A 25,675-nucleotide genomic window follows, 5' to 3' on the forward strand; every position below is an offset into this window, starting at 1 on the left:
CCCGACACCCACCGGAGCGTTCCGTGACCCTGCCCCGCACCGAACTCGACATGCTGCTCGCCCACAGCGTCGGCACCCGGATCGACCTCGACCCGTCCTCCGTGGCCCGGCACCTGCCGTTGCTGGGTGACGTGGTCGCGACGACCGCCAACGGCAGCGCGCTGATCAGCGAGCTGGGAACCTACGCCGAACCGACGTTCGCCGGGGAGGCGTTCACCGTGCGGCCCGGCGAGGTGAACCTGCGCCTGTCCCGGTCCGCGGTGAGCTCGCTGATCGCGACCGCCCCGGACGACGACGCCCGACAACCGGCCGGTCTGTGGATGTTCGACGGCGAGGGCGCCGCGGTGCACCGCGCACACCTGATCTCCGAACCGGCCCGGCTGGTGGTGGACACGATGCAGCTCGCACCGCGCGCCCCCGGCACCGAGGCGCGACCTGGGCCGGCGTTCCCGGGATCGCCGGACGAGCTGGACCTGCTCGGCCTGCTCGACGTGGTGACCGCCGGTGACGTCGAGCTGCTCGGCCGGCTCGCCCCGCCGGTGCTGGCCCCGTGCGGGGTCCTGCCCGTCGTCGAGCTGCTGTGCCTGCTGTGCGAGCACGGCGTCCCGGTCGGGATGGCGGTGCCGAACAACGGTTGCCTGCAGTCCTGCGTCGGGTGGGTCGACCACGTGGAGACCGGTGACGTGGTCGGCGTGGTGTCGGGCCCGACCCAGTTCGCGTTCGGACCGGGCGACGTCGTCGCCGTCCGGGTGGTCCGCACGCACGGTGTGCACGGTCCGGTGTCGACGGTCCTGCTGACCGGTGTGGACGGTCGCTGTCTGGCGCTGCTGGGGCAGCTCGGCCTGCCGCCGGCGAGCGCGGTGACGGCGTGGGAGCGGATGGTGGCCGACACCTTCGGCGACGGGGCGGACCGGATCTAGGCCGGCGGGTGCCCCGGCGCCCGCACTCCGGATGCCGGGCCGGCTCGGGGGTCGCGACGATCCCCTCGGGGCCGCGGCGCTGAGCGGGACGGGGTATCGCCATCGGGCCGATCGGGGGCTCGGGCTGAACGCCGGGTGCGGGGCGTTCGTAGAGAGCGGCATCACCGACGACCGCCTCAGAAAGGACTCCGAGATGCGCCGCACCCTCCCGCGTCTGGCCGCCGCCACGGCGGCGAGTGCCCTCACCGTCGCCGCGACCGCCGGGACCGCGATGGCCCAGGAGACCGAAGTGCCGGAACCGGACACCTTCACCAGCATGTACACCGTGATGGCGACCCCGGACACCGTCGTCGACAGCGACGGCGGGTCCGCACCCGGTGAGCCCGGCGCGACCGGGGAGTTCCACTTCCGGATCAACAGCGAGCAGGAGATCATCTGCTACGACATCACCCTGCGCGGCGTGACGGGGGAGTACCAGAGCCCGGCGAAGACGGCGACACACGTCCACGAGGCGAACGTCGGCGAGCCCGGACCGCCCCGGCTGGCGTTCCCGGACCCGACCGGTGACGGTGACGTCCGCACCTCGTCGGGGTGCATGCAGGGCCCGTTCACCACCGGCCTGGAGGGTGACAACGGTGAGGACACCGGGACCGGTTTCTCGTTGAGCCGGATCGAGGCGAACCCGGCCGGCTTCACCGCCGACACCCACACCGCCGAGTACGCGGCCGGTACCGTGCGCGGCCAGCTCAGCGAGGTGCCGATGGGCGGCGTCGAGACCGGTGCCGGTGGCGCCTCGCACGCCGCCGCCGGATACGCGATCGGCGCTGCCGGGCTGGCCGCCGCGGCCGGAGCCGGCGTCGTGCTGGTCCGCCGGAGCCGTGCGCGGGGCTGAGCGGCCGCGTCGCCGGCGCCCGGAGGCGGTGCTGTTCCCGGGCGCCGTCGTGTTGCTGCTGCTGGGTGCCTGCGCCGGGCCGGGCGTACCGGGGGCGCCGGCCGGCACGGGGTCCCAGCAACCGGTCGTCGCCCGGCAGGACGAGGTGCTGCCGACGTCGTTGCGGATCCCGGTGATCGGGGTGGAGCAGCCGGAGCTGCTCCGGCTCGGTGTCGCCGAGGACGGAACGGCGGAGGTCCCGCAGGACTTCGCCCGGGTCGGCTGGTTCGACTCCGGAGCCACCCCGGGGCCGACCGTCCTGCTGGGCCACGTCGACTCGCGGACCGGGCCCGCGGTGTTCGTCGACCTGCGGGATCTCCGGCCCGGCGACGTGATCGAGGTGGGGTACAGCGACGGCACCCGGCAGGCGTACGTCGTCGAGCGGACCCGGCAGCTGCCGAAGGACGCGTTCCCGACCTTCGAGGTGTTCGGTGCGGCACCGGGCGACGTGCTGCGGCTGGTCACCTGCGCCGGGGAGTTCGACGACGGCGCGCGGAGCTACGTCGACAACCTCGTGGTGGATGCCCGCGCCGGGTGACAGCGTTTCAGGACGCGCCGTGACGTCCGGTTACGTCGGCCGTACCCGGATCTGGCGGAGACTGATCGGGTGACGTCGCCGAGGTCGAGTACGCGGTCCGGGTCGGGTGAGCAGCCGACGGGGCCCGCGGCGTCTCTCCGGGCCCGCCTGGCCCGGCTCGGCCGGGTGCCCCCGCTGCACCTGGTGCTGGGCGTGACCGGGGTGCTGTTGCTGGTCGGCGTGGTGATGGTGCTGTCCGCGTCCGCGGGCGGCCGCACCGTCGCCGACGGGATGGTGCTCACCGTCTTCGTCCGGCACCTCATCTTCCTGGTGGTCGGGATCGCCGCGTTCGGGGTGGGGATGGTGATCCGGCCGTCGTGGTTGCGGGCCTGGACACCGGTCCTGCTGGTCGCCTGCGTCGCAGCGCTGGTCGCCGTCCTGATCCCCGGGATCGGGGAGGTCCGGGGCGGTGCCCGGCGGTGGATCTCGGTCGGCGGGTTCACGGTGCAGCCCGGCGAGGCGGCCAAGGTGATCGTGCTGCTGTGGGGCGCGCACGTGCTCGCCCTGCGCGGCCGCACGGTCCGGCTCGCGCGCTACGCGGTACTGCCGCTGGTGCCGGTGGCGCTGCTGATGGCGGCGCTGCTGATGATGCAGCCGGCGCTCAGTACGACGGTCGCGCTCGGCGTCATCGTCCTGTCCCTGCTGTACTTCGCGGGGACCCGGCTGGGGCCGCTCGCGGCGATGTGCGGAGGCGCCCTCGCCGGCGTCGTCGTCCTGGGGCTCACCTCGGACTACCGGCGGGACCGGATCACCACGTTCCTCGGTGCCGGTGACGAGCTCGGCACCGGCTACCAGTCCCGGCAGGCGCTGCTCTCGCTGGCCGACGGCGGCGTGTTCGGCACCGGGCTCGGTCAGGGCCGGGCCAAGTGGGACTACCTGCCCAACGCGGCCAACGACTTCATCTTCGCCGTGATCGGCGAGGAACTGGGCCTGCTCGGCGGGCTCCTGGTGCTCTCCCTCTACGCCCTGCTGGCCTGGGTAGGGCTCCGGATCGCGGCGCGCACGAAGGACCCGTTCCTGCGCCTGACGACGGCGGGGACCGCGACCTGGGTCGCGGTGCAGGCGGCGATGAACGTCGGTTACGTCGTGGGGCTGCTCCCGGTCACCGGCCAGCAGTTGCCGCTGGTGTCGGCGGGCGGGACCGCACTGGTGAGCACCCTGTTCCTGCTGGGACTCATGGCCAACGCGGCGCGCCGCGTCAGGTGACAGCGGCGTGCCGCGTCACGCCGGCGTGAGGTCCCCGCGCAGCACGGTGTCACCGGCGGCGTCGAGCACCTTGAACCCGGACGCGTCCGAGCGCAGCACCGACGAGTTCAGGTTGCAGATCATCGGGGCGTCACCGGTCCCGATGAACTCGCCGGCGCCCACCTCGCGGCCGTCGTCGGCCTCGACCACGACCCGGTAGACGGCACCGGCCCGGAACCCGTCGGCATCGAGCACGATCTCGACGCCCCAGGTGTGCGGGATCGCGACCGCGGTGGCCTGTACCTGCGGGTCGAGGGACTGTACTGCGACCGGCTCGCGGGGGATCCCGTCGTGCCCGCCGACGGCGTAACCGACCGCGCCGCCGACCAGGAGCGCGACCGCGGCGGCGGAGACCATCGGGAGCCACCGCGGCCGCCGCCGGGAGCGCGCGGTCTCCGCCCGGGCGGCGGACACGATCCGCTCGCCCAGCTCCGGCGGGGGGAACGGGGTGTCGTCCAACCGCGCCGGGTCGACCCGGCGCAGCACCGGGAGGACGGAGGAGATCTCGGCCAGCTCGGCCCGGCAGTCCGCGCAGCCGTCCAGGTGCGCCTGCAGCGTCGCCGCCTCGTCGCGGGGCAGCCGCCCGAGAGCGTGGTCGCCGAGCGCCTCGCGCAGGGCCCGGTGCTCGTCCGGAGTCACGGTTCCACCCCCATCTCGTCCATCGCCAACCGCAACGCCTTCAGTCCGTAGAACACGCGGCTGCGGACCGTCCCGAGCGGTACACCCGCCTCCACCGCGATCTCCGCGTGCGGACGGCCACGCAGGTACGCCTGCACGATCGCCTGGCGATGCTCGGGGCGGAGCCGTCGCAGCGCCTCCTCGACCAGCCAGGTGTCGACCAGAGCGTCCTCGGCCGGGCCGACCGAGTCCCGTCCGGACTCCGGCTCGTCGGTGAGCTGCCTGCGCCACGGGCGCACGGTGAGCCGGCGGATCTCGTCGACGACCACGTTCCGTGCGATCGCGAACAACCACACCCGCAGACTCGCCAGGGACGGATCGTAGGAGTCGGCGCGGCGCCAGGCGCGTAGGAACACCTCCTGCACCGCCTCCTGGGCGCCCCCGTCGTCGTTGAGCTGGCGCAGTGCGTAGCGGTAGATCTCCGGGCCGTGTGCGCTGTACGCCGCACGGAGCCCGGCTTCCGTGTCGAGCATCGGGTCCGTCGGCGGTGAACCGGGGGGCGGCCCCACGGACGGCAGGCCGCGTCGTCGCGCCATCATCATCGGTGTTCGAGACCTCCTGAACGTCCGTGCCCGGTCGTCGGTACGTGTCCGGGGGCGGGGATGTTCAGTGGTCCGGAGTGGGATACGCTGGCGGACGTCCGAGCGGCACGCTCGGGCATGCGGGCGTAGCTCAATGGTAGAGCCCCAGTCTTCCAAACTGGCTACGCGGGTTCGATTCCCGTCGCCCGCTCAGGTGGTTCTACCAGCGGAAACGGCGCCCGCTCCCGATCTTGGGAGGGGCGCCGTCGTCGTTGTCGTGCAACTAGCGTGCAATTAGCCGTCGTCGTGCTCGTCGCGCTGGACCAGGTCGTTGAGGCGTCGCGCGATGGCGCGGTCCCGTTCGCTGGTGGCGTGCTGGTAGATCAGCGCGGCCCGCATCGAGCCGTGGCCCATCCGGTGCATCAGCTCGCGGGTGCTGGCCCCGGCCGTGGCGGCGAGGTGGTTGCCGGTGTGGCGCAGGTCGTGGAAGTGGAAGCCGCTCGGCAGGCCTGCGGCGACGACGGTACGGGTCCAAGCGGTGGCGCGGTGGAAGTTGCCCCGGCGTAGTGGGCCGGCCCGGTCACCGGTGAACACCAGGCCCTCTGTGCCTTCTTCGGCGTACTCGGCGATGTGCTCGCGCAGCTCGGTCACCAGGACATCGGGGAGGGCGACGGTGCGGGCTCCGGCCACGGACTTCGTGGGTCCCGCTTCCATCTCGCCGTTCTTGTGCTCGGCCAGCCGCCGGTAGACGTGGACGGCTGCACCGTCGAGGTCGATGTCGCAGCGCCGCAGCGCGACCAGCTCGCCCCAACGTAATCCGGTGAACGCCGCTGCCAGTACGAGGACCCGGAACCGCGGTGGGACGAGCCCGGAGAGCTTGGTGACCTGTGCGACGGTCGCCGTCGGTCGCTCCGGGGTCCGATGCTGGCCAGCGCCCTTGATCCGGCACGGATTGCGCTTGATCAGGCCGTCATCGACGGCGGTGTTGAGCACGGCTCGCAGCAGCCGGTAGGCCTTGACCGTCCGGTCCTCCGAGCGCCCCTCGCGGAGCAGGGTCGCCCGCCAGGAGCGGACGAGATCGGTGCTGATCTGGCCGAGCGGGTAGTCGCCGAGATACGGGACCAGATGCATCCGCCACACGCTGGCGTACTCCTCCCGGGTACGGCGGCTGATCTTGTGCTCGGCGATCCACTGCTCGGCGAATTCACGCAGCGGGATCTTGCCCAGAGCCGGGTCGGTCCAGTCGTCGCGGAGCAACTCGGTCTCGACGGTGGAGAGCCATTGTTCGGCCTCGCGCTTGCGAGCGAAGGTGTCGGGTGCGGTCCGGCGCCGGCCGTCCGGGCCGAGGTAGGAGGCCTGGTAGCGCCCGGACGGCAGCTTCCTGATCAGACCGAAGCGCCGGTGCCCGGGCCGATTGCCGCGCCCCATCAGCCGACCTTCCGGAGCTGCCGGCGGACGTCGGCGGCGCTCACCGGTTCGACCCGTCCGGACTGGACGAACTCCTCCAGGTCGACGACCCGGAGTCGGACGTGTCGGCCGACGTGGTGGAAGGCGATCCGGCGCTCGGCGATGAGCCGGCGAACGAAACGCACCGAGGTGTTGAGGTAGTCGGCCGCCTCCGGGACGGTCAGGTATCGCGCGGTCATGACGTCTCCTTCCGGGGTCGCGTGGTGCGTTGTTCGCGTCGTCGTTCGGCGATGCCGAGGGCGATCTCTCGTTCGGCGTCGTTGCGGTGCCCGATCTGGACGACGGCCCAGTCGTTGACCACCAGCACCGCCCCCGGGTCGGTGGGGGTGTCGAGGGCGGCGAGGGTCTCGCCGAGCCGGTAGGTGCGCCGGTCGCCGCGGATCGCGCCGAAGGTCGTGGAGTAGGCGCGGGATTTGGTGAGGAAGTGGCCGCGGAACCCGAGCATGTGCGCCCACCGGCGCAGGTTCAGGCCCTCGTACTCCTCGCGCCCGCCGAGCTCCCACGCCGTCTCGATCAGGCGCCGGTGGTGCGGGGTGATGTCGAGGTGGCAGAGGTGGGCGATGTCGCGGATGGGCCGGTCGGTCGCCTCGGACTTCCCGGTGCCCTTGGTCGCGTACTTCGCGACGTAGGCGGCAAGCGCGGAGTCGGTGATCTCGCCGTCGTCGTCCTCGAGGGCGGCCGCGGTCGTGCTCGTGATGGGGCGGATGTCGACCTGGGTGCCCCAGACGAGCAGCAGCGGAGTCCCGTCCGGGCGATCGACCACGAGGGAAACGTCCCGGGCCGCCTCACGGATCGCGGCGTTGAGCCCGTCGGTGGTGATCCCGGCCGGAGGCGCCGTCCACGGGCCGTCGGGGCCGTCGAGGCGCACGACGGCGTGGAAGTGCACGAGGCCGCGGCGTTGGTACTCGGCGACCTTGGCGTAGGACAGGCGGGCGTGGTCGCGGAACTCCCGCACCTTGACCCCGAGCATCCCGGCGAGGATGCGCCGCAGCCGGATGGCGAAGCGGTTCCACAGCTTCCCGGCGTGGGCCTGCCACAGGATCGCGCCGACATAGTCGTGGGTGTTGGGATCGAGGGCACAGCCGATGCGGGGGTCGTCGCGGTGGTGCTTGTCGCCGCACCGGCACGGGATGACCAGGCCGCGGGCGGTGACGCGGCGGGAGTGGACCGGCCCGAACGAGGGCGCGGTGAGGGTGACGAACAGCCGCGGATGGGTGGCGGCGGTGTCGGGGACGCCCTTTCCACCGGCCATCCCTGCGCGGAGGAGGTGGTAGGCGTCGGAGGCGTAGCGGTCCGAGCAGGCGGGGCACACCGAGGCTCGGCGGTTGCCGCAGGGGGCGAGGATGTCGCCTTCGCGTTCGGTGAGGACGGTGCCGGTGGCGCGGTCGTAGATCCGCGACGATCCGGTGAGGTGGATGGGTGCGGCGCAGCCGCCGATGGCGGTGACCTCGCGGCGCCAGGTCTGGAAACCGTCCGAGCGCAGCAGGTGCGACAGGTCCGCATCGTGCTGGTCGTGCTGGGTTGTGGCAGCCGTGTTCACAGCATCCCTCCCGGGGAATCTGTGGCAGATGGGGCTCCGGTCCCGCCGGGAGCTGGTCTCACAGCGGCGAGACCGGGCCGAGGGCTCTCAGCGCCGGTGGAGGCGGTGTTCGTGGTCGATCTCGACCGGGCCCGGGGTGTAGCCGTGGTAGCGGGCCAGCAGCCGGGCCGCGGCCCGGTAGGAGCAGGCGTGGCCGACGAGGGCGCCGTGGTCGTTCTCGACCCGGTAGCGGCCCTCGTCACGCAGCACGGTGCCGCCCTGCCCCGTGTCGCCCAGGCACACCAGCGCTTTGCCCGGGGCTACGACGTCGACGCCGATCAATCCGGTCGAGCGCTGCGCTGGTCGCCTCCGTGCCTGTGCGGGTGCGGGTGTGGGTTCCGGGATCGGTCGCAGGTGCGCCCAGCGCGACACCATGTCCCGGGTCTGCTTCGGGACCAGTACCGAGCGGGCCGGTCCTTCCTCGCGTGCGTGGTGGACGTGGTGGGTGCCGCCGAGCCGGAGGTGTCCGGTGTCGAGGAGCTGGACCACGGTGTCCCCGTCATGCCGGGAGACCGCGTCCGCGCATCCCGGGCGGGCAGGATCGGCCCGCAGCACCAGCCCCGAGCGCTCGACCACGAACAGCCCGGGATCGTGGGCGAGGGCGACGACTCGGGCGACCTCACGCGGGTCCTGCGTCGCCACCGGCCCCCGGTCGGCGGACTCGACGACGGCCGGGTCCCCAAACAGCGCGCCCTGCACGGTGCTGGTCTGGCCGGTCATGCTGACCACCACCAGGTGGCGCGGGCCTCCCAGGACCATTCGCGGGCGAGCTGGCGGATCACGTACCACTCGGCGACCAGCGCACCGGCGGTGATGACCCAGAACCAGCCCGAGCCGCTGCCGAGGGAGAGCCACGCGCCGCCGACGATGAGTGCGAAGAGCAGGGTGAACTTGGCCCAGGTGCGCAGCACCCATCCGGTGGTGGAGCCCATCAGGCTGCCCCCCGATCGGTGCCGTCGACGTCATCGCCGACGCCGTCGGAGCCGTGGGTGTCGTCGTCGTGGATGTCGATCACCTCAGCTGCCGGCGGCGGTGTGCACCGCTGCACCAGCTCGGCGATGTCGTCGTCGGAGACGAACGCGGCCCGGAACCGGACCGGGAGCCGGGAGCCCTTGTCGATCACGAACCCGATCCCGGCATGCCGGGCATCGCCGGGGATCTCATCGGCCAGTGCTCCGCGTTCGCGGGCGCCCTCGCCCAGGACCATGTCGACGTGGCTCGCGGCGGTGACGCCGAGGCAGATCCGCTGGGTGAACAACTCCCGCACATCCACGACGTCCTTGGACGGTTCCTGCAGGTAGCCGTGGACGGTGAACAGCGAGGCCCGGCCCTGGGTCATCACCTCTGCCAGGAGCCGCAGGGCGTCGCGGACGGAGGTGCGGTCGCCGTAGGCGGTGAGCATGGCCATCTCGTCGATGACCAGCAGCTCCACCGGCGTCGCCGGGCTGGGTGTGCAGGCGCGGATGTTCTGGTCGCGCATGTCGTCCTGCCGGTCCCGCATCGCGTCGCGGAACTCGGTCAGCAGGTCGAGGGCCTGGCCCATCGTGGTGGCGTAGCGGTGGAACAGCGGGGCGCCCTGTTCGGTCTCCACCCCGCCCTTGAGGTCGACCATCCAGACGCGGACGATGCCGTCGCGGATGCACGGCCCGACCCCGCGCAGGGTGGACCAGAGCACGGAGCCCTTGCCTGCTCCGGAGGCGCCGGCGACGAGTCGGTGGCCGCCGATGACGGGGGCGGTGAAGGGTTCGCCGCGTTCGTTGTCGCCGATCTCCACCGCCCCGAGGTCGACGTCCTCGGCCTGTTCGGGGATGTCGGGGGCGGGGATGGTGCGGGTGAACGGCAGTTCCCACTCGATCACGATCGCGACCACGCCGGGGCGGTGTCGGGTGATCGCGACCCGGTGCGCGATCAGCGCCTCCCACAGCACCGACGAGCGCTCCTGCCAGTAGGCCACATCCTGGCCCCGGACCATCCGCACGTAGACGGTGTCGATCGAGGACGACGACGACCGCACCCGCAGCACGCGAGGCACGAGCTGGTCACCGGTATGCCGGTGCTCCCTCGTCAGCCCGCAGTCGGCCATGAGCTGTGCCCACCGTCGGCCCCGGTAGACCGTCCACCGCCGCCACACGGCTCGCAGAGCAGGAGCGGCGAACCGGTCGAAGCTCGCCGGATGGCACCGCCCCCACACCGCCACCGAGGCGACCAGGGCACCGAGCCCGGCGGCCGTCACGAGCGGGCCGAGCACCAGCCCCAGCCCCAGGACGACCAGGGGGACGGCGACGAACCCAGGATGCCGGGCCAGCCACGCCAGGGCCTGGAACTCGCGCCCCGGGGGCCGGGTGGCACGCCCGGCGTGGGTGCGGGCGGGGCCGTTGATGCGGGTTGCTGAACTATGCTTGGTCATTGCTACCAGTCCTCACCAGATTGTGTGTTGGGTAGCCGGGGCGCCGGCCGGACTTGTTCCGCCAAGAACCCGAGTCCGGCGGGCGCCCCAACCACCCGAAGTGGTCATTTCTGTTCGCGTAGCACGCCGCGCGCCGAGTCGAGCTGCACCGTCAGGTGTGCGACGTCGCGGGCGAGATTGTCGTGAGTGTTCTTGAACCCGCCGGTCCGATACGGAATCCCGTGCAGGCTCCGTTTGAGTTCACGCATGGCGGCGTCGATGTCCTCGACCGCTCGGTCGACAGCTTTCGACATGTCATTTTCTCCATTCGCGGGAGACCAGCTCGGCCTCCCACTTCCTGGCCGAAGCCGACATCACCTGCAGGGCGCGGTGGGCCTTCTTCGCCGCCGCGCTCATCTCCTCCCCGCTCGCCCTCGACCAGGCGTGTCGCGCGGTCACGCCGGCCTTCGCGCTCACGCCCTTCGCGGTCTTGCGCTCGCTGCGGCGTTCGGCGTCCCGTGCCTTTGCGGCGAGCTTCTCCGCCTCGGCCAGGGCGTCCCCGACCAGCTGCAGGGCTCGCCAGAACTCGCCGTACTTGCGCAGCGCCCGCCGGTTGACCTTTGGCAGCGTCGTGACCCGGTCCCGGGCCCCGAGACTGAACGCCATGTCAGACGCCCTTGCGGATGGCGAGCTGGGCCAGGCGCAGGCCTTCGGCGACCCCGGCCCGCCACGCCTGCTCCGTGGGAATCACGGTGCCTCGGTGCGGGCCCAGCGACGGCGTTCGATCTCCAACCGGCGCACCAGGCGGCCCACACCCGAGGTGGAGCGCTGTCGAGGGTTCGTGGTCGTGTTCATGCCGTCATCTCCATTCGATTCATCGACCCGGAGTCGTTCCGGTCGCTGGTGTCGCCTTCTCCGAAACAGCCCGGGCAGACCCCGGAACCGCCACATACCTGGCACTCGATCCCGTCGATCGAATCGCCGTAACCGTCACACACATCGCAGGCGCGGCTACCACTGCATTCGCCACACACCACCGGTGATCACCCCTGATCGGAGACACAGCTGTCCCCGTCTCGGAACTACTCGGATGTGCCGGAACCCGGTCCGGCGAAATTGAATGGGCCGCCGGGTCAGGCGGCCGGCCCGTTGACTGCGCGGACCTCGTTGCTCTCGTTGTCGTTCTGGCGGGCGGTCAGCTCCCGCTCGGTGGCGTCCAGCATCTCCCTGAGCCGCACCAGGTCGGTCCGGTCGAGGTAGAGCGTCACCGAGCCCCCGGAGCCCTCCACATCCACCGTGACCCGGTCCTCCCGCGGGTAGACCCGTACCGGGAAGCTCGTCGTGTCGAACACGTGCACGTTCACCGTCACCGTCGACGACGGCAACCACTCCGGGCGGGTCACTGGTCACCGCCGTCGTGGTCCTTGCCCCGGCGTGCCGGTGTGGGTGCGGGGTGGGCGTGCTTGAGCCCGGCCGCCTTGAACGCGATCCCCGACACCGTCCGCCCATCCGGAGAGTCGATCGAGTACGGGTTGATCCTCGGATCGATCAACTGCACCCGAACGTCCTCCGGAAAGCCCTCCCCGGGGTCGGCGGTCAGGGTCACCTTGATCTCCTCACCCTTCGGCGCCCGCTGCCCCGCCTGGACCTGGAGCTTCGCGAACAGCGACACCACGAACTGCATCACCCCGTCCCGATCCGTGATCGGCACCTCCGCGCCGTTCGCGTCCTGCCGGGTCTTGGGTGCGGGTGGCTCCACGACCGTGAGCTTGTAGCCATCGAGCACCACCGGAAGGTCCCTCATCGTCATCCCCTTCGATCACTTGGCCAGCTTGGCTAGCCAGATCAGCATGGTGGCATATGGCTAGCCATGTCAAGTACGTCGGGTGAAGATGGCTAGCCGGGCTAGTCAGCGGGCGGTTACTGTGGAGGTATGAGCACGCCCGCCGACTTCCTCGCGCGCCTGGACCCGGACGATCCGCGCACTCCGTCGCAGCAGATCGCCAACCAGATCCGTGCCGCGATCAAGCTGGGCAAGCTCACCGCGGGGGAGAAGCTGCCCTCCCAGCCCGATCTTGCTGAGCGCTACGGTGTGGCCCGCGAGACGGTCAAGGCCGCGCTGCGCCCGCTCTACGCGGAGCGGTTGCTGATCAGCCGCCAAGGCAGCGGAGTGTTCGTCCGCACTCAGACCGAGCTACCGGTCGGATTGCGCCCACACATCGAAGCGGCGTTCGAGCGGCCGCACGTGCACATCGACTTCGCCGGGTTCTCCGGGGAGACCCTCGCGGGCACCCTGTCCGAGGTCCTGGACAAGGTCCGCGCCGGGCGTCTGACCCCGGAGTCCATCGCCATCCGGGTCATGCTGTCCGATCCGGGCGTCCCCATCGCGCTGCCCTGCCGCGCTGACACCGCCGCCGACGACCCCGCCGTGCGCAAGCGCGCCGATCGGATCACCCGCCGCGCCGTCGAGACCATCACCGACAACATCGGTGAGCTGGCCGATCTCGGGCTGGTGAAGTCCGCGACCGCCGAGGTGCGCGCGCACAGCGCGTCGCCGCTGTTCAAGCTCTACCTGATCAACGACGAGGAAGCGTTCTTCGGGTTCTACCCGGTCCTGGAACACACCGTCACCATCGACAAGACCCCGGTGCCGATCTTCGACCCGATGGGCAAGGACGCCACCCTGTTCCACTTCTCCACCGGCGACGACGCCGACACCAGCAACGGCCCCCAGTACGTCGCCCAAGCCCGCACCTGGTTCGACTCCGTCTGGAACTCCATCACCCGGGAGTACCCGCAGTGAGCCTGCCTGTCGGGACCCGCACCCAGCTCGCCGACCTGCTCCATGGTGCCCGGGTCCTGCTGCTCGACTTCGACGGCCCGGTCGCGCACCTGTTCGCCCGACACCCCGCACCCGAGGTCGCCGCCGCAGTACGCCAGTTCGCGACGGTCCACAGCATCGGCCTCGACGACGTCCGCACCGAGGACCCGCTCGTGCTGCTGCGCGCCGCCTACCGGCACTCGCCCCGCTTTGGACGTGACGTCGAGGCCCACGTGATCGAGCACGAGACCCGCGCCGCGGCCGTCGCCGAACCGACCCCCGGAGCCCACGAGCTCATCCGAGTCGCGAGCACAATCGGGCGCCGGGTCGTGGTCGTCAGCAACAACTCCGAGCGAGCCATCCGCACCTACCTCGCCCGCCACGACCTCACCGAACACGTCGAACACATCATCGGCCGGCCCTTCGGGCACCCCGAGCAGATGAAACCCCACCCCCACCTACTGAACGCCGCACTCGACATCACCCGAGCCGCGCCGGCCGACGCGGTGTTCGTCGGGGACTCGATCACCGATGCCCTCGCCGGAACGGGCGCCGGGGTGCCCTGCATCGGCTACGCCAAGCGGCCCGAGCGTGCCGAAGGACTCGCTGACGCAGACGCCCTGGTCGTCGTCGAGGACATGCACACTCTCGCGGCCGCGCTGCGCCCATGACCACGCTCCGACCCGACGTCGCCCGCGCCGCCTATGCTCGATGGCCCGACCTCGCGCCCGCATGGACCGACGCCCTATCCGGGGAGCTGGCCGACGTCTGCGCTGCGCTCTCGGTGACACCGACCGGCCGGACGTTTCCCGCCCGGTCCGCCCACGTCATCGAGGCCACGACCGGTTCCGGTGCCCGACTGGTCCTGCGATCGACTCCCGACCCGCACGCCGTCCACCAGGCCGCCGTCCTCGCCCGGCTCGCGCAGGCCGGGCTCGCGCCTGCCGTTCACCTGGTGCGCCAGACCGTCACCGGCGTGTGGACCGCGATGGACATCGTGGAACCCGGGACGTCGTTCGCCGAGCGAGAGCCGAAACCCCGCGACCTCGCCAGCATCGCCACGATGCTCCGCACCCTCTCCACCGAACAGGCCCCGCCATCGGTGCCGAGCATCATGGGGTGGCTCCGAACCCGGCTCACCGATCCACCAGCCGACGACCAGCCACCCCACCGCGGGCCCGAACCCGCCGCCGTCCGCCAGACCGCCACCCTCGTGCTCGACCAACTCGCCACCCACATGCCCGCCGCGCTGTGCCACGCAGACCTCTCGCCACCCAACCTGCTCCACGGCAACTCCCGGCTGTGGTTCATCGACCCACGCGGAATGAGCGGCGAGGCCGCCTACGACATCGCCGTCCTCGCGTTGAAGCTCAGCGACGACCAGCTCGACACCGCCCGCGCCCTCGCCCGCAGCATCGCCCTGTCCAGCGGCACCGACCCCGACCGCGCCGAGGCATGGGTGAGCGTCGCCGACGCCGCCACGGTCTGACCACCGCGCGAGCAGCGAACGTCGAGCATCAGCCGGGACACGACAACGGAGTCAGCGCGCGCCGTGTCTAGACCTTCCATTCGGTATCAAGGCGGCGCCTCCGGCGCCGCGGCGGAGAGGCTGTCCGGGGCGTGCGGCCTCCGGCCGGTCCCCGCCCAGCCTCTCCGGGCAGTCTGATCGGTGCCGCGGCATGACCGTCAGGAGTCGAGACGCGTAGGCCCTGATGAGCCCGGTGCATCGACCATCGGCGCGCGTACTACTGACAAAATCGTTAAAACTGATGATCGTGATGAGTCGCTGTCACGCTGATAGCCGAACAAGCGATGGAAGGAAGAGCGGTGACTGCGATCGGAGCGCAATGGCTAACGCAAAGAAGAGTGCGACTGTGTCAATCATCAAAGTTGTGTACTTTGATGAGGAGTCGGCATCCGATTACCTTGACATTTCGGCCGGCGGAAAGGCCGTCGCTTCGAGCGAGGATGTTCGAGATCGTACCAGCGAGCTGCACGGTAAGATGCAAGCTGAGGTGGCAGCCAAGTTCAGTTGGCTTCCATTTCTAGGTGGCTCAGCGGGAGTTGCCGGCGGTGCGGAGATCGCACAAAGCGGACAAAGTCTTCTTCGTAAGACGCTGTCGAACACGATACTGACGGACTACCTCGGTAGTGCAGCGAAGGATGAGCGGGTTCAGAAGTTGACTAAACTCCGCGTCACTGCGCCGGAGGGATCTATGGCATTCGCAAAAATGTTCACACCATACATGGTTATGCTTAGAATGGAAGATGCGCCGATAGATCTAGCTCGAATGGACGAGACGCTCGCAGGAGCCAAGGGCTACTACGAGCTTCTTGGTGAAGATTCGGGCGGGACGATTCACGTCCTCCGCTTCAACATTAAGGCGTTTAGGAATAATTACGGACTGGCCGATCTCGGTCGGATGAATCTAACATTTCATGGAGTACTTGTTGGGCGAACTGCAAACAAGGCACTCGACATGAAGGCAGAGATGGCCGTTGGTGCGAACGAGGCGTTGCCATCCGCGGCCGACATTGTCGATGAAAAGCCCACTCGGGAGGACCTCCTCTTGAACGTCTACGACGTGTTGTTTGCGGGGGTCGAGCATGTCGGCTGATGTCAAGGTTAAGATCTTTTACGGCCCTCCGTCGTGGTTCAAGGAGCAACTTGGGCAAGATATGGGGGAGAGTCTCCTTGATCTTGTCGATGAGCTTGACGAGGCTAAACGTCGCCATACATTAGCTGTTGAAGGTCAGGAGTCGCCGCCGCCTGACGAGTCCGATCCGCAGCCGGAGCTAGTGGTCGCTGAGTCGGGCGATTACGCTACATTGAACGAGCACGCGATCACGAACTTCGTAAGCCTCATCCAAAAGATCAGTCCCGAGTGCCTGTACTTGCATAACCCTCCCGCGCGCGTTCACTCGCAGCTCGAAAGAGTATTCACAACCGAGGTGCAGCGGTTCGTATATCCCGTGGTAACCAAGGACGTTCTCGTTGCCTTTCGTGATGGATTTGCAGATCACCTGGTCGGGCAAGGGGCCGTAAGAGAATCGCTTCTAGCTGCGCTGTACCCGCTGACTACAACACGCCGAAGTACGCCGGTCGTTCTGATGTTCTACGGACCCTCGGGCGTTGGGAAGACGGAGACCGCACACTTCATCAACGGACTACTCGGCGGCGCGCTGTTGCGCAAGCAGTTCTCAATGTTTCACAGCGAGAAATTTGCCTCGTATGTCTTTGGAGGGGCCCACTCCGAAGTCTCTTTCGCTCACGATCTGCTCGACCGTGAGTCCGGCGTCATCTTGGTTGATGAGTTCGACAAGGCGAATCCGATCTTTCACAGCGCCTTCTATCAGCTCTTCGACGATGGAGTGTTTGAAGACAAGAACTACCGTGTCGAGCTCGGTGCATCCTTAGTGATCTGCACATCGAACTATAGAACGGAGGATGATATACGCGCCGCTCTTGGGGATGCGCTCTATTCTCGATTCGACGCTTTGGTGGAGTTCGCCTCTCTGGATGCGGAGGGAGTGAAACGAGTTATCGACCGGATCGTCGATGGAAGATTCTCTACGTTGACAGCGGTAGAACAGGAGTGGCTGGATCTCCCCAATATTAAGACGATACTGCACGCTCGACTGCAGAATCTAGGAAATGTTCGAAAGCTGGGAAAATTGATTGATGAGGTCATCTCGCTGATGCTGGTGCGCGCAATGCTGGAAGAAGAAGGCAAGGCTCTTCCGAGCTGACGCGTCGCGCTTGGAGGCGCGCGGTGTGATTTCTCAGACATATCAGCACTTGTAACAACTGGCTCCGCTCCCTCGCATGTCGACAGGAGTCGCCCGGCGGGTCGCAAGCAGAGGTCAACGGAGCGCCCTCGCCGGGCGGGCAGGTCTCCAGGATGGTTGCACCGTGCCATCCCGCCGACCTCCCGAAGGGCGTACCGCACGGACGCCCGTGGGCGGAGCGTGGCACGGTCGGGTGCGGTTGCGTCGAGGGCCGCCCACGGGCGCCCGCACGGTCGGTCTGGCGACAGGTCGACGGGATGGCACTCGGAAGGCGCGGGGGAGCGGGCTCGCCCCGGGTTATCCCCGGAATTCAACGGCAGAAGCCGACGGCGGACCGTTACCGCTGCGAGGCGGTGAGTCCGCGCAGTGCACGAGGGGCGACGGCTAACGTCGAGCGTCGCCGAAAGTAGTGGATCTTGTCTTCGGGCGGTTAGTGGTCCAGCTCTAGCGGTACGGAGCAGGGGAGCGATACGTCGAATGAGTGTCTAACTGAGTGACAATCCTATAGAGACACTCCGGACGCCCAGGAGCGCCACCGGACTCTGGACCTGCACAGGGCTGACAGGGCCGCTAGTCCCAAGCCACCTGCCGGTGCCTGGCAGTCAAACAGTCGATGAGATCCGCGAGAGCAGTTCGGCGTAGCCGCATTGTCGGACCTCGTCGGTCTCCGCAAGAATAAGCAAGGGCATCCGTCGTGCGCGCGCAGTTTCGGCTTCGTACCTTGTCCACGGTGTACAAAGGTAGTTCCTGGTAAGAATTGCCAGGAAGGCTTCCGCTCTTGAGAATGCGGTGTGCACTTCGTTCGTTCGATCTACATCCTTGCGGTGATGCAAGTCGTCGATGTATATCGGCCCGAGCGGCGATAGCTTGATCTCCAGCTCGAGGAGTCGCGATAAACCGTTGTCTGCCCTGCAGTAGCTTACGAATGTGCTCATGGTTGCGATGGAATCGGAGAGTGGATTGAGCCAGTGACAAAGAAGAGGAGGGCAATGGCAACGGGGGTTGCCAGGAGTGCATAGAACGTCATTGATCCGTTGAACGCCGCGCGCAATGGTGAGACACTAGAGGTGTTGGGCGGGCGCCACGTCTCCTCGCAGCGTGCAGCTCGTCGCTCCCATGCGATGTTCATCGTCGCACGAAGGCGCCTTTGGTAATAATATCCAACGGCGTCAGCTAACCAGAAGAATAAGATCACGAATATGCCTGCGATGAACACCGCGACGTTGAGGCTGCGCTCCGAAAAGACGGCAACCAATGCGCCAGTTGGCACGAGAACAGTTGCGCAAAGTTTCTTGATTTCAAAGCATGAGTCGGACGCCTTTAGGGTTGCAGCATGTAATTGGTCGATCAGCTCTTTGTCGAGATCGTCCGCTGTAACCTGCTCGTTGCTCACGGGCTTCCTTCTGTCTCTCGTTCGACCCCACTGCTGGCTCGAATCCTCTCACGACGGCCCGCATCAACCTGTTTCGGGATGCAGATGCTGTCAGAGAACTGTGGGGGTGCCTGTATCCGTGCGTCAACGGGAGCGCCCATCGGCCTGGTCAGGGATACGGCCCTGTACTCCCCGGAGTACCCCGGAAATGAACGGCAGAAGCCGACGAGCGACCGACGCCCCTGGCAGACGCCTTCGTGAGACTGTGCAGCGTACGAAGGCTGACGGCAGGCATCGGTGCTGCGCGGGAAGTAGTGGATCTTGTCTCCGCGGATTCAGGGTGCGGCAGTACGACGGCGGCCTGCTTGACCAACTGCCTGACGGCGGCCCCTCACGAGGGTGGTCTGCGGTGGACGTCCACGGATGGGACGGACGCGCTGACCTGGGTGTCATCGCCTGTCCGAACGGTGATCGGGTTGCTTCACACCGAAGCGGTCGTACGCGTGGCTCAGCCCCGTGCAATTGGCGTGCAACTACGGGCGGTCAACAGCGGTCAGTCCCAGCGCTCTACGTCCGTTGTTCCTCCTGGTCAGGGCCGACGAGCGCCAGTCTGGCGAGGCCTTCCAAACTGGCTACGCGGGTTCGATTCCCGTCGCCCGCTCCGCGCTCTGACCAGCGGAAACGCTGATCAGCTCTGATCTTGAGACAGACGTCGTGCGTCAAGACGTGGTGTGAGTCGGCCGAGCGACCCAAGACCAGCGCCGGGCCGCGCTCGACGCCAAGACGGCCGCGGTGCTCGAGCGATTGCGCTACTGACGGCCCGCACCGCCCGCCTGTGGGCCCGGCCCGACGGACCGCGAGGCCGGTCAGAGAGACTGTGGGCCAGTGCCCGCCCACTCGACCTGGAGTTTTCGATGCCGCAGGGGACCGTCCGTTGGTTCGACGCCGAACGGGGTTTCGGCTTCCTCGCACCCGAGGACGGCTCGCCGGACGTGTTCGTGCACGCCTCCGAGATCGTCGGGGAGAGTAGCGCGAACCTGCTCCGGGAGGGCCAGGCCGTCGTGTTCGAGGTCGGTGAGAACGACCGCGGGCCCCAGGCGCTGCGCGTTCGCGTCACCGCCGACGCGGCTCCCGGCGGCGCCGTAGGCCTGCTCGGCACCGTCAACTGGTACGAGCCGGGCAAGGGATACGGCTTCGTGACGCCGGACGGCGGCGGCGCCGACATCTTCCTGCACAGTTCCGCCATCGTGACCGGTGGCGTGGTCACCGAGGGGCAGCGGGTGGCCTTCCTGGTCGTGGAGGGCGAGCGCGGCCCGCAGGCCGGGCACGTGATCCCACTGGGAGCGGAGGCCGGCCTCCCCGCGGCGGCCGGCACCTCGGACGGCGCGGACGGTGCCGACGGCACGGTGGCCTGGTACGACGAGGACAAGGGCTTCGGTTTCATCAACCCCGACTCCGGCGCCGAGGACGTCTTCGTGCACGCCAGGGCCCTGGCCGAGGGACTGACGTGGCTCATGGAGGGTGACCGCGTCGCCTACGAGGTGGCGAGTGCGGAGAAGGGCCCGCAGGCACGCGACGTGCACCTGGTCCGGGGCGCCGAGCCCCGGACGGTGCCGGCCCGGACGGCACCTGCCGCGACCGCCGGGCCGGTGTCGCGGGGCGTGCCCGCACGAGGCGGCGAGGGTGTCGTCGCGCGCTACGACGAGGACCGCGGATTCGGTTTCATCACCCCGGACTCAGGCGGTGACGATCTCTTCGTCCACGTGTCCGTGATCATGGGGTCGGAGCCGTTGCAGAAGGGTGACCGCGTCCGGTACGGGGTGCGCCAGAGCGACCGGGGCCCGCAGGCCGACCGCGTCGAACGCCTCTGAACCGGCCGTCCACCGGCGGCGTGGCGCTCAGCCTGGATCCACCGCGAAAGTGCGCTGGTGAGGGTGGGTCGTGACGCACGAATGCCCTTCTGTGCTGGGACGATAGGACTTGCTGAGGGTCCTTGAGTCACCGGCCAGAAGGGCATCCGCTGGATGCGACTATCTCATGCGCGCCGCGCGATCTCGGCGCGGTTCGATGATCCGAATCTCGTGTCGTGCGCCGGGCTGGTGGCGGTGATGGCGCTGGCCGCTCGTTGCGGGCTGGAAGTGTTGCTGGCCGGGCGGCTCACGCTGGCCGGGAAGGGCACCGCGCAGGCCACCGAGAAGGTGATCGCGCTGGTAGCGGGGATGGTCGCCGGTGCGGACTCGATCTCGGACATGGATCTGTTGCGTCATGGTGGCATGGCCCGGTTGTTCGACCGGGTGCGGGCGCCCTCGACGTTGGGGACGTTCCTGCGCCGGTTCACCTTCGGCCACGTCCGCCAGCTCGACGCGGTCGCTGCCCGGCTGTTGGCCCGTCTCGCCGCCGCAGCCCCGGTCCTACCCGGCGCCCGCAGCGTCGCGTTCCTCGATCTCGATGACACCGTGCGGCAGGTCTATGGCTACGCCAAGCAGGGCGCCGGACGCGGCTACACCGGCGTCAACGGCCTCAACGCCCTGCTCGCGACGTTGTCCACGCCGAGATCGGTGCCGGTAATCGCCGCCGCCCGACTGCGGAAGGGATCGACCAACTCGGTGCGCGGCGCGGCGAACCTGCTCGCCCAGGCCCTGGCCACCGCACGACGCGCCGGAGCAACCGGGTTGTTGATCGTGCGCGCGGACTCGGCGTTCTACGGCTACGATATCATCAACACCTGCCGCCGCGCCGGGGCCTGTTTCTCGGTCACCGGCCGGCTGACCCCCACCATGACCAGGGCCATCGCCCGGATCGACGAGCAGGCATGGACCCCGATCCGATACCGCAACGCCATCTGGGACGGCGATGAGCAACGGTGGGTCTCCGACGCCGAGGTCGCCGAGATCGCGTTCACCGCGTTCACCGGACGCCGCCGTGTCGAGCACGTCACCGCCCGGCTGATCGTGCGCCGGGTACGTCGGCTCAACCCGCGCTCGGTCCCGGCCGGGCAGTCACAGATGTTCGCGGTCTACCGCTACCACGCGGTGTTCACCGACAGCGACGAGCCGATGCTCGCCGCGGAGGCCACCCACCGCGACCACGCCATCGTCGAACAGGTCATCGCCGACCTGAAGGACTCCGCGCTCGCGCACCTGCCCTCCGGGCGGTTCACCGCGAACGCCGCCTGGCTGGCCTGCGCAGTGATCGCCCACAACCTCACCCGCGCCGCCGGCGCCCTCGCCGGCACCCTCCACGCCCGGGCCCGGACCGGCACCCTGCGCGACCGCTTGATCCACGTTCCGGCCCGGCTGGCCCGTTCCGCGGGCCGGCTCGTGCTGCACCTGCCCCAGCACCGGCCCTGGGAACCCGGGCTCGACGAGTTGCTGCGCGTCACACTGCACGACCCCCTCCCGACCCTCGCCTGACCACCGGCCCCAGGGCCACGACCGGAGAACCGCAGTGGGAAAGCCGGGCAGACCGGCAGCACCACCACGCCCACCCACCGACCACACCAACCCAAGATCCACTACCTGATCAGCAAGGCATACGCGGTGGATCCAGGCTCAGGCGTCGGCCACCCGACCCCCGTCGAAGGCCGCTTCGGCGGCCCGGCCGCCCGGGTCCGTCGTCGCAGGGTGGCGACGAACCCCGACAGAACGTCACGACGTGTGCCATGGCGCGCGCACATCGTCCGACCGCGACCGGAGAGACGGCAGAATAACGGATTGTCGCGAGTGGCTTCAGGTCGCCTTGAGTGATTTCCGAAGTCCGGCCGAGAAGGAGAAGATGGTTCGGCGTCTACCGCCCGAGAGCGGTCTGGACGCGATCGGTGTTCGCATGAAGTACGTGTTCGACACGGCCAAGGAGTGGTGGGGGATCGACCGCTCGCACGTCCCCGACATGCTGTCCAGTCCGTGGTGCGAGATTCGAATGGTCGGCGTCTCGATTCTCGATTTCAAGGCCCGGAGCCGCGGCCTGCACAACGACGAGCGACGCCGACTGTACGGCACCTACATGGCTCACCGCGATCTCATCAGCATCTGGGATCTGGTCGACCGGGCAGCACCGCGGGTCATCGGACGGTATCTGCTCGACCAGTCGCGCCGACCGCTGTTCGAGCTCGCGAACTCCAGCCGTCCGATCGAGCGACGAACTGCGATCACTGCCGCTTTCTGGTTGATTCGCGAAGGAGACATCAATGACCCGCTGACCCTCGCTGACATCGTGGTCGACGATTCCAGTGTGCTGGTCACCAAGCCGGTCGGCACGGCGCTTCGCGTGGTGGAAAAAGTAGACCAGTGACGGTTGGCGGGATTTCTCGGCGAGAATCGGCACGGGTCGACCGCTCGACACTCCGGATCGCCATCGGTCCCCTCCCGGAGGGCTCGACCGATCGTCCGACGAGTTGACTGCCGCTTGTCCCCAGATCTTGAGATCGTGGGAACGACCCGGTCCCGGTAGTGAAGATGTCCTGGGGACCGTGGTGGGGCTGAGCGTGCTGCGGACTGTGTCCGGACCGACGACCCCGTCGCGCGACAGTGTCGATCCGGGACCCGGTCGCGTTGCGCGGCAAGGTAGCGGATCGGGCGCGGCCGCCAGGAGGACCGCCCTGTCCGCGACGGGCATCTCCACGCCCGCGAGGTCGACCGGGCGCCCCGGAGTCCTGGCTAGCAAACCCGCATCAGCGGTTCTGTGAATCCTATTTATCCTCTTGTGCGGAGTAATCTCGGCCGCATGGTCGGTGAGGTGGGGCTGCGACAGCTCGAGTACCTGGTCGCGCTCGCGCGGGAGAAGCACTTCGGCCGGGCGGCGTCGGCCTGCTACGCCAGCCAGTCGACCCTGTCCGCTGCGCTGCGGAACCTGGAGCGTCAGCTCGGTGTGACGATCGCCCGGCGGGGTCACCGGTTCCACGGGTTCACCCCCGAGGGTGAGTGTGTGGTGGGCTGGGCGGTGCGCATCCTGGCCGAGCGCGACGCCCTGCGCGCGGACCTCCTGCGGATGAAGGGCGGGCTCAGCGCGACGGTGCGTATCGGGGCGATCCCGACGGCCGTGCCGGCCGTGCCCGCGCTCACCGTCGCCTGGACCGCGGCGCATCCCGAGGCGCGCACCCGGGTCGAGGCGATGTCCTCGCGCGAGATCGGCCGTCGGCTCACGGACTTCGATCTCGACGTCGGGCTGACCTATGTGACCGGCGAGCAGCAACGGGAGAACGTGCTCCCGCTGTACCGCGAGCGCTACCTGCTGCTGGTCGGGGCGGGCACCGAGGTCGCGGCCGGTGATCGCATGGGCTGGGCCGACGTGCCGGGGCTGTCCATGTGCGCGCTGGCGCCGGACATGCAGAACCGGCAGATCGTCGACGGCGCTCTCCGTGATGCCGGGGTGGAGGCCAGGGTCGACGTCGAGGCGGACACGCTCGACGCGCTGTACGCGCACCTGGCGACCGGACGGTGGTCGGCGGTCGTCGCACACACCTGGCTGCGTGCCTTCGGCATTCCCGCGGGCATGCGGGCGATACCGATCGGCGGCGAGGGCCCCCGGCCGTCGGTCGGACTCGTCCTCGGGCCCGGTGGGCCCGCGTCCTACGTCGCCCGCGCCTACGTGGAGGCGATCCGGCAGGCCGGGGTGTCGGCGGAACTGGACGCCGGCGAGCGGGCCGGGCCGGGGGGTTCGGGAGCGAAGTCGTGACAGGTCGGGCTGCGGATGTCTACCCTGCCATGGGTACGCAGAAGCGAACTAGCAACCCATTTTGCTCCGCAGAAGCGGATATAGGCCCTGCCAGTACCCGGGAGAGATCGTGACCGTCACCGTCGACGCACAGACCGAACTGGACCGCACCCGCTTCTTCATCGACGGCGAGTGGGTCGAGCCACGAGGCACCGACACCCACCGTGCCATCGAGGCCGCGACCGGCGAGCCGTTGGGGACCGCCGCCATGGGTACCGACGCCGACGTCGACGCCGCCGTCGGAGCGGCCCGCAACGCGCTGGACAACGGGCCGTGGGGAGACACGACCCCCGCCGAACGGGCCGAGGTGATGCGCCGCTTCGCCGAACGGCTCGCCGCCCGTGGCGAGTCCACCGCCCGACTGGTGTCACGTGAGAACGGCATGCCGATCACGCTGTCGAACCCGTTCAACGGGGCGGCCCCGGCCGGGCTGCTGCAGATGTACGCCGACCTGATCACGACGACGGCGCTGGAGGAGGTCCGTCCCAGTCAGATGGGGTCGACGATCGTGCGCCGCGAGCCCGTCGGCGTCGTCGGCGGGATCACGCCCTGGAACTACCCGCAGGTCCTGGCGATGATGAAGATCGCCCCGGCGATGGCGGCCGGCTGCACCGTCGTGCTCAAGCCGTCGCCGGAGACGGCGCTGGACTCCTACGTGATGGGGGACGCTGCGAGCGAGGCGGGTGTCCCCCCGGGCGTGCTGAACATCGTGCTGGCGGGGCGTGAGGCCGGGTCGGCCCTGGTGTCGCACCCGGGTGTGGACAAGATCGCCTTCACCGGATCCACGGAGGCCGGCCGGGTCATCGGCGCCGAGTGCGGCCGGTTGATCCGTCGCGTCACCCTCGAGCTGGGCGGGAAGTCCGCCGCCCTGTTCCTCGACGACGGCGACGTGCAGACCTTCATGACGGGTCTGGCCGGGACCACCTTCATGAACAACTCGCAGACCTGCACCACCCAGGCCCGGATCCTGGTCGCACGGTCACGGTACGAGGAGGTCGTGGAGGCGCTCGCGGAGTACACCCGCAACCTGGTGGTCGGCGATCCGCTCGACGAGCGGACCCAGATCGGGCCGATGGCCAGCGAGCGCCAGCTGACCCGTGTGCTGGGTTACATCGACGTCGGACGGGACTCCGGTGCACGGCTGGTCTCCGGCGGTGGGCGCCCGAAGGACCTGGACCGGGGTTGGTTCGTCGAGCCCACGGTCTTCGCCGACGTCGACAACTCCGACCGGCTCGCCCGTGAGGAGGTGTTCGGCCCCGTCCTCGCGGTCATGCCGTTCGACACCGACGACCAGGCGGTGGCGATCGCGAACGACTCGAACTACGGCCTCGGCGGGTCGGTGTTCACCGCCGACGAGGAGCGGGGGATCGGCATCGCCCGCCGGATCCGGACCGGCACGATCGGGGTCAACTACTACGCACTCGATCTGGGTGCACCGTTCGGCGGGATGAAGGACTCGGGTCTGGGGCGTGAGCTGGGCCCCGAGGCCCTGAACTCCTACCTGGAGTACAAGTCCATCTACGCCAGCGCCGACCGTCTCTGACCTCCCGGGGTCGCACCCCGTCGTGAGTCGTCGAACGGGCCGGGGGGGCGGCCCGGCCGCCCGCCACCCCCCCGCCGCACGGCACCCGAGAGCGGAGAATCAGTGAGAGTAGTGTTCGGTGGGTGTTTGGTGTT

Annotated in this window: 27 protein-coding genes, 1 tRNA gene and 1 pseudogene; 16 read left to right on the top strand and 13 right to left on the bottom strand. The window is 69.1% G+C overall.

Features of this window, described 5'->3' with window-relative positions; genetic code table 11:
• Window positions 1–23 precede the first annotated feature (23 nt).
• From AB0J24_RS06900 to ftsW, 4 genes are all read left to right on the top strand, one after another.
• Entirely contained in the window at window positions 24–920 is an 897-nt protein-coding gene (locus tag AB0J24_RS06900) for a hypothetical protein (RefSeq protein WP_358676621.1), read from the top strand.
• A gap of 193 nt (window positions 921–1,113) precedes the next feature.
• Entirely contained in the window at window positions 1,114–1,812 is a 699-nt protein-coding gene (locus AB0J24_RS06905) for a CHRD domain-containing protein (RefSeq protein WP_358676624.1), read from the top strand.
• Entirely contained in the window at window positions 1,799–2,389 is a 591-nt protein-coding gene (locus AB0J24_RS06910; RefSeq protein WP_358676626.1) for a class F sortase, read from the top strand. Before AB0J24_RS06905 ends, AB0J24_RS06910 begins: the two co-directional genes overlap by 14 nt.
• 165 nt (window positions 2,390–2,554) lie before the next feature.
• A complete protein-coding gene (gene ftsW, locus AB0J24_RS06915) occupies window positions 2,555–3,634 on the top strand; it encodes a putative lipid II flippase FtsW (RefSeq protein WP_358676629.1) in 1,080 nt (359 codons plus the stop codon).
• Window positions 3,635–3,649: 15 nt separating this feature from the next.
• Here the strand turns inward: ftsW and AB0J24_RS06920 are convergent, their stop codons facing one another.
• The gene (locus AB0J24_RS06920; RefSeq protein ID WP_358676632.1) at window positions 3,650–4,312 is read right to left on the bottom strand and encodes a zf-HC2 domain-containing protein; all 663 of its coding nucleotides are present in this window, start codon (window positions 4,310–4,312) and stop codon (window positions 3,650–3,652) included.
• Complete coding sequence (locus tag AB0J24_RS06925; RefSeq protein WP_358676635.1) at window positions 4,309–4,824, bottom strand: sigma-70 family RNA polymerase sigma factor; 516 nt, start codon at window positions 4,822–4,824, stop codon at window positions 4,309–4,311. The genes AB0J24_RS06920 and AB0J24_RS06925 overlap by 4 nt, the downstream gene beginning before the upstream one ends.
• Before the next feature lie 188 nt (window positions 4,825–5,012).
• Between AB0J24_RS06925 and AB0J24_RS06930 the strand changes: the two genes are divergently transcribed.
• Window positions 5,013–5,083: transfer RNA gene (locus AB0J24_RS06930), tRNA-Gly, on the top strand.
• Between the two features lie 83 nt (window positions 5,084–5,166).
• On the opposite strand, the gene AB0J24_RS06935 is transcribed toward AB0J24_RS06930, so the two are convergent.
• From AB0J24_RS06935 to AB0J24_RS06980, 10 genes are all read right to left on the bottom strand, one after another.
• Entirely contained in the window at window positions 5,167–6,300 is a 1,134-nt protein-coding gene (locus tag AB0J24_RS06935) for a tyrosine-type recombinase/integrase (RefSeq protein ID WP_358676638.1), read from the bottom strand.
• A complete protein-coding gene (locus AB0J24_RS06940) occupies window positions 6,300–6,518 on the bottom strand; it encodes a helix-turn-helix domain-containing protein (protein WP_358676641.1) in 219 nt (72 codons plus the stop codon). The genes AB0J24_RS06935 and AB0J24_RS06940 overlap by 1 nt, the downstream gene beginning before the upstream one ends.
• Window positions 6,515–7,879 (bottom strand): replication initiator, encoded by a 1,365-nt coding sequence (locus AB0J24_RS06945; protein WP_358676644.1) that lies wholly within the window; start codon window positions 7,877–7,879, stop codon window positions 6,515–6,517. The genes AB0J24_RS06940 and AB0J24_RS06945 overlap by 4 nt, the downstream gene beginning before the upstream one ends.
• A gap of 87 nt (window positions 7,880–7,966) precedes the next feature.
• Window positions 7,967–8,638, bottom strand: a complete 672-nt coding sequence (locus AB0J24_RS06950) for a hypothetical protein (protein WP_358676647.1) — start codon at window positions 8,636–8,638, stop codon at window positions 7,967–7,969.
• Window positions 8,635–8,850: a hypothetical protein gene (locus AB0J24_RS06955; protein WP_358676650.1), complete on the bottom strand. Its 216-nt coding sequence runs from the start codon at window positions 8,848–8,850 to the stop codon at window positions 8,635–8,637. Before AB0J24_RS06955 ends, AB0J24_RS06950 begins: the two co-directional genes overlap by 4 nt.
• A complete protein-coding gene (locus AB0J24_RS06960) occupies window positions 8,850–10,325 on the bottom strand; it encodes an FtsK/SpoIIIE domain-containing protein (protein WP_358676653.1) in 1,476 nt (491 codons plus the stop codon). Before AB0J24_RS06960 ends, AB0J24_RS06955 begins: the two co-directional genes overlap by 1 nt.
• Before the next feature lie 104 nt (window positions 10,326–10,429).
• Window positions 10,430–10,618 carry a hypothetical protein gene (locus AB0J24_RS06965; protein WP_358676656.1) on the bottom strand — a complete coding sequence of 63 codons (189 nt, stop codon included), beginning with the start codon at window positions 10,616–10,618 and terminating at the stop codon, window positions 10,430–10,432.
• Between the two features lies 1 nt (window position 10,619).
• Entirely contained in the window at window positions 10,620–10,970 is a 351-nt protein-coding gene (locus AB0J24_RS06970) for a hypothetical protein (protein ID WP_358676658.1), read from the bottom strand.
• Between the two features lie 467 nt (window positions 10,971–11,437).
• Window positions 11,438–11,707, bottom strand: coding sequence for a hypothetical protein (locus tag AB0J24_RS06975; protein WP_358676661.1), 270 nt, complete (start codon window positions 11,705–11,707; stop codon window positions 11,438–11,440).
• Window positions 11,704–12,108: a hypothetical protein gene (locus tag AB0J24_RS06980; RefSeq protein WP_358676664.1), complete on the bottom strand. Its 405-nt coding sequence runs from the start codon at window positions 12,106–12,108 to the stop codon at window positions 11,704–11,706. Before AB0J24_RS06980 ends, AB0J24_RS06975 begins: the two co-directional genes overlap by 4 nt.
• Before the next feature lie 129 nt (window positions 12,109–12,237).
• Here AB0J24_RS06980 and AB0J24_RS06985 point away from each other — a divergent pair, with 129 nt between their 5' ends.
• The 5 genes from AB0J24_RS06985 to AB0J24_RS07005 all read left to right on the top strand — a co-directional run bounded on the left by AB0J24_RS06985 (window position 12,238) and on the right by AB0J24_RS07005 (window position 16,875).
• Window positions 12,238–13,107 carry a winged helix-turn-helix domain-containing protein gene (locus AB0J24_RS06985; RefSeq protein ID WP_358676667.1) on the top strand — a complete coding sequence of 290 codons (870 nt, stop codon included), beginning with the start codon at window positions 12,238–12,240 and terminating at the stop codon, window positions 13,105–13,107.
• The gene (locus AB0J24_RS06990; RefSeq protein ID WP_358676670.1) at window positions 13,104–13,796 is read left to right on the top strand and encodes an HAD family hydrolase; all 693 of its coding nucleotides are present in this window, start codon (window positions 13,104–13,106) and stop codon (window positions 13,794–13,796) included. The genes AB0J24_RS06985 and AB0J24_RS06990 overlap by 4 nt, the downstream gene beginning before the upstream one ends.
• Window positions 13,793–14,614, top strand: coding sequence for a phosphotransferase (locus tag AB0J24_RS06995; RefSeq protein ID WP_358676673.1), 822 nt, complete (start codon window positions 13,793–13,795; stop codon window positions 14,612–14,614). Before AB0J24_RS06990 ends, AB0J24_RS06995 begins: the two co-directional genes overlap by 4 nt.
• 385 nt (window positions 14,615–14,999) lie before the next feature.
• A complete protein-coding gene (locus AB0J24_RS07000) occupies window positions 15,000–15,743 on the top strand; it encodes a DUF6414 family protein (RefSeq protein WP_358676676.1) in 744 nt (247 codons plus the stop codon).
• Entirely contained in the window at window positions 15,733–16,875 is a 1,143-nt protein-coding gene (locus AB0J24_RS07005) for an AAA family ATPase (protein ID WP_358676679.1), read from the top strand. Before AB0J24_RS07000 ends, AB0J24_RS07005 begins: the two co-directional genes overlap by 11 nt.
• Before the next feature lie 970 nt (window positions 16,876–17,845).
• Here the strand turns inward: AB0J24_RS07005 and AB0J24_RS07010 are convergent.
• Entirely contained in the window at window positions 17,846–18,307 is a 462-nt protein-coding gene (locus AB0J24_RS07010) for a hypothetical protein (protein WP_358676682.1), read from the bottom strand.
• Between the two features lie 893 nt (window positions 18,308–19,200).
• Between AB0J24_RS07010 and AB0J24_RS07015 the strand changes: the two are divergent.
• From AB0J24_RS07015 to AB0J24_RS07040, 6 genes and pseudogenes are all read left to right on the top strand, one after another.
• Window positions 19,201–19,398 (top strand): annotated as a pseudogene (locus tag AB0J24_RS07015) (cold shock domain-containing protein); the annotation flags it as partial.
• 36 nt (window positions 19,399–19,434) lie between these two features.
• Complete coding sequence (locus AB0J24_RS07020) at window positions 19,435–20,157, top strand: cold shock domain-containing protein (protein ID WP_358677364.1); 723 nt, start codon at window positions 19,435–19,437, stop codon at window positions 20,155–20,157.
• Between the two features lie 153 nt (window positions 20,158–20,310).
• Window positions 20,311–21,699, top strand: coding sequence for an IS1380 family transposase (locus tag AB0J24_RS07025; protein WP_358676685.1), 1,389 nt, complete (start codon window positions 20,311–20,313; stop codon window positions 21,697–21,699).
• A 241-nt stretch (window positions 21,700–21,940) separates the two neighbouring features.
• A complete protein-coding gene (locus tag AB0J24_RS07030; protein ID WP_358676688.1) occupies window positions 21,941–22,576 on the top strand; it encodes a DNA alkylation repair protein in 636 nt (211 codons plus the stop codon).
• A 432-nt stretch (window positions 22,577–23,008) separates the two neighbouring features.
• Window positions 23,009–23,959, top strand: coding sequence for a LysR family transcriptional regulator (locus AB0J24_RS07035; RefSeq protein ID WP_358676691.1), 951 nt, complete (start codon window positions 23,009–23,011; stop codon window positions 23,957–23,959).
• A gap of 109 nt (window positions 23,960–24,068) precedes the next feature.
• On the top strand, window positions 24,069–25,541 hold the full coding sequence (locus AB0J24_RS07040) for an aldehyde dehydrogenase (protein ID WP_358676694.1): 1,473 nt from the start codon (window positions 24,069–24,071) through the stop codon (window positions 25,539–25,541).
• Window positions 25,542–25,675 lie beyond the last annotated feature (134 nt).

Source organism: Pseudonocardia sp. NPDC049635 (assembly GCF_040659795.1).
GTDB lineage: Bacteria > Actinomycetota > Actinomycetes > Mycobacteriales > Pseudonocardiaceae > Pseudonocardia.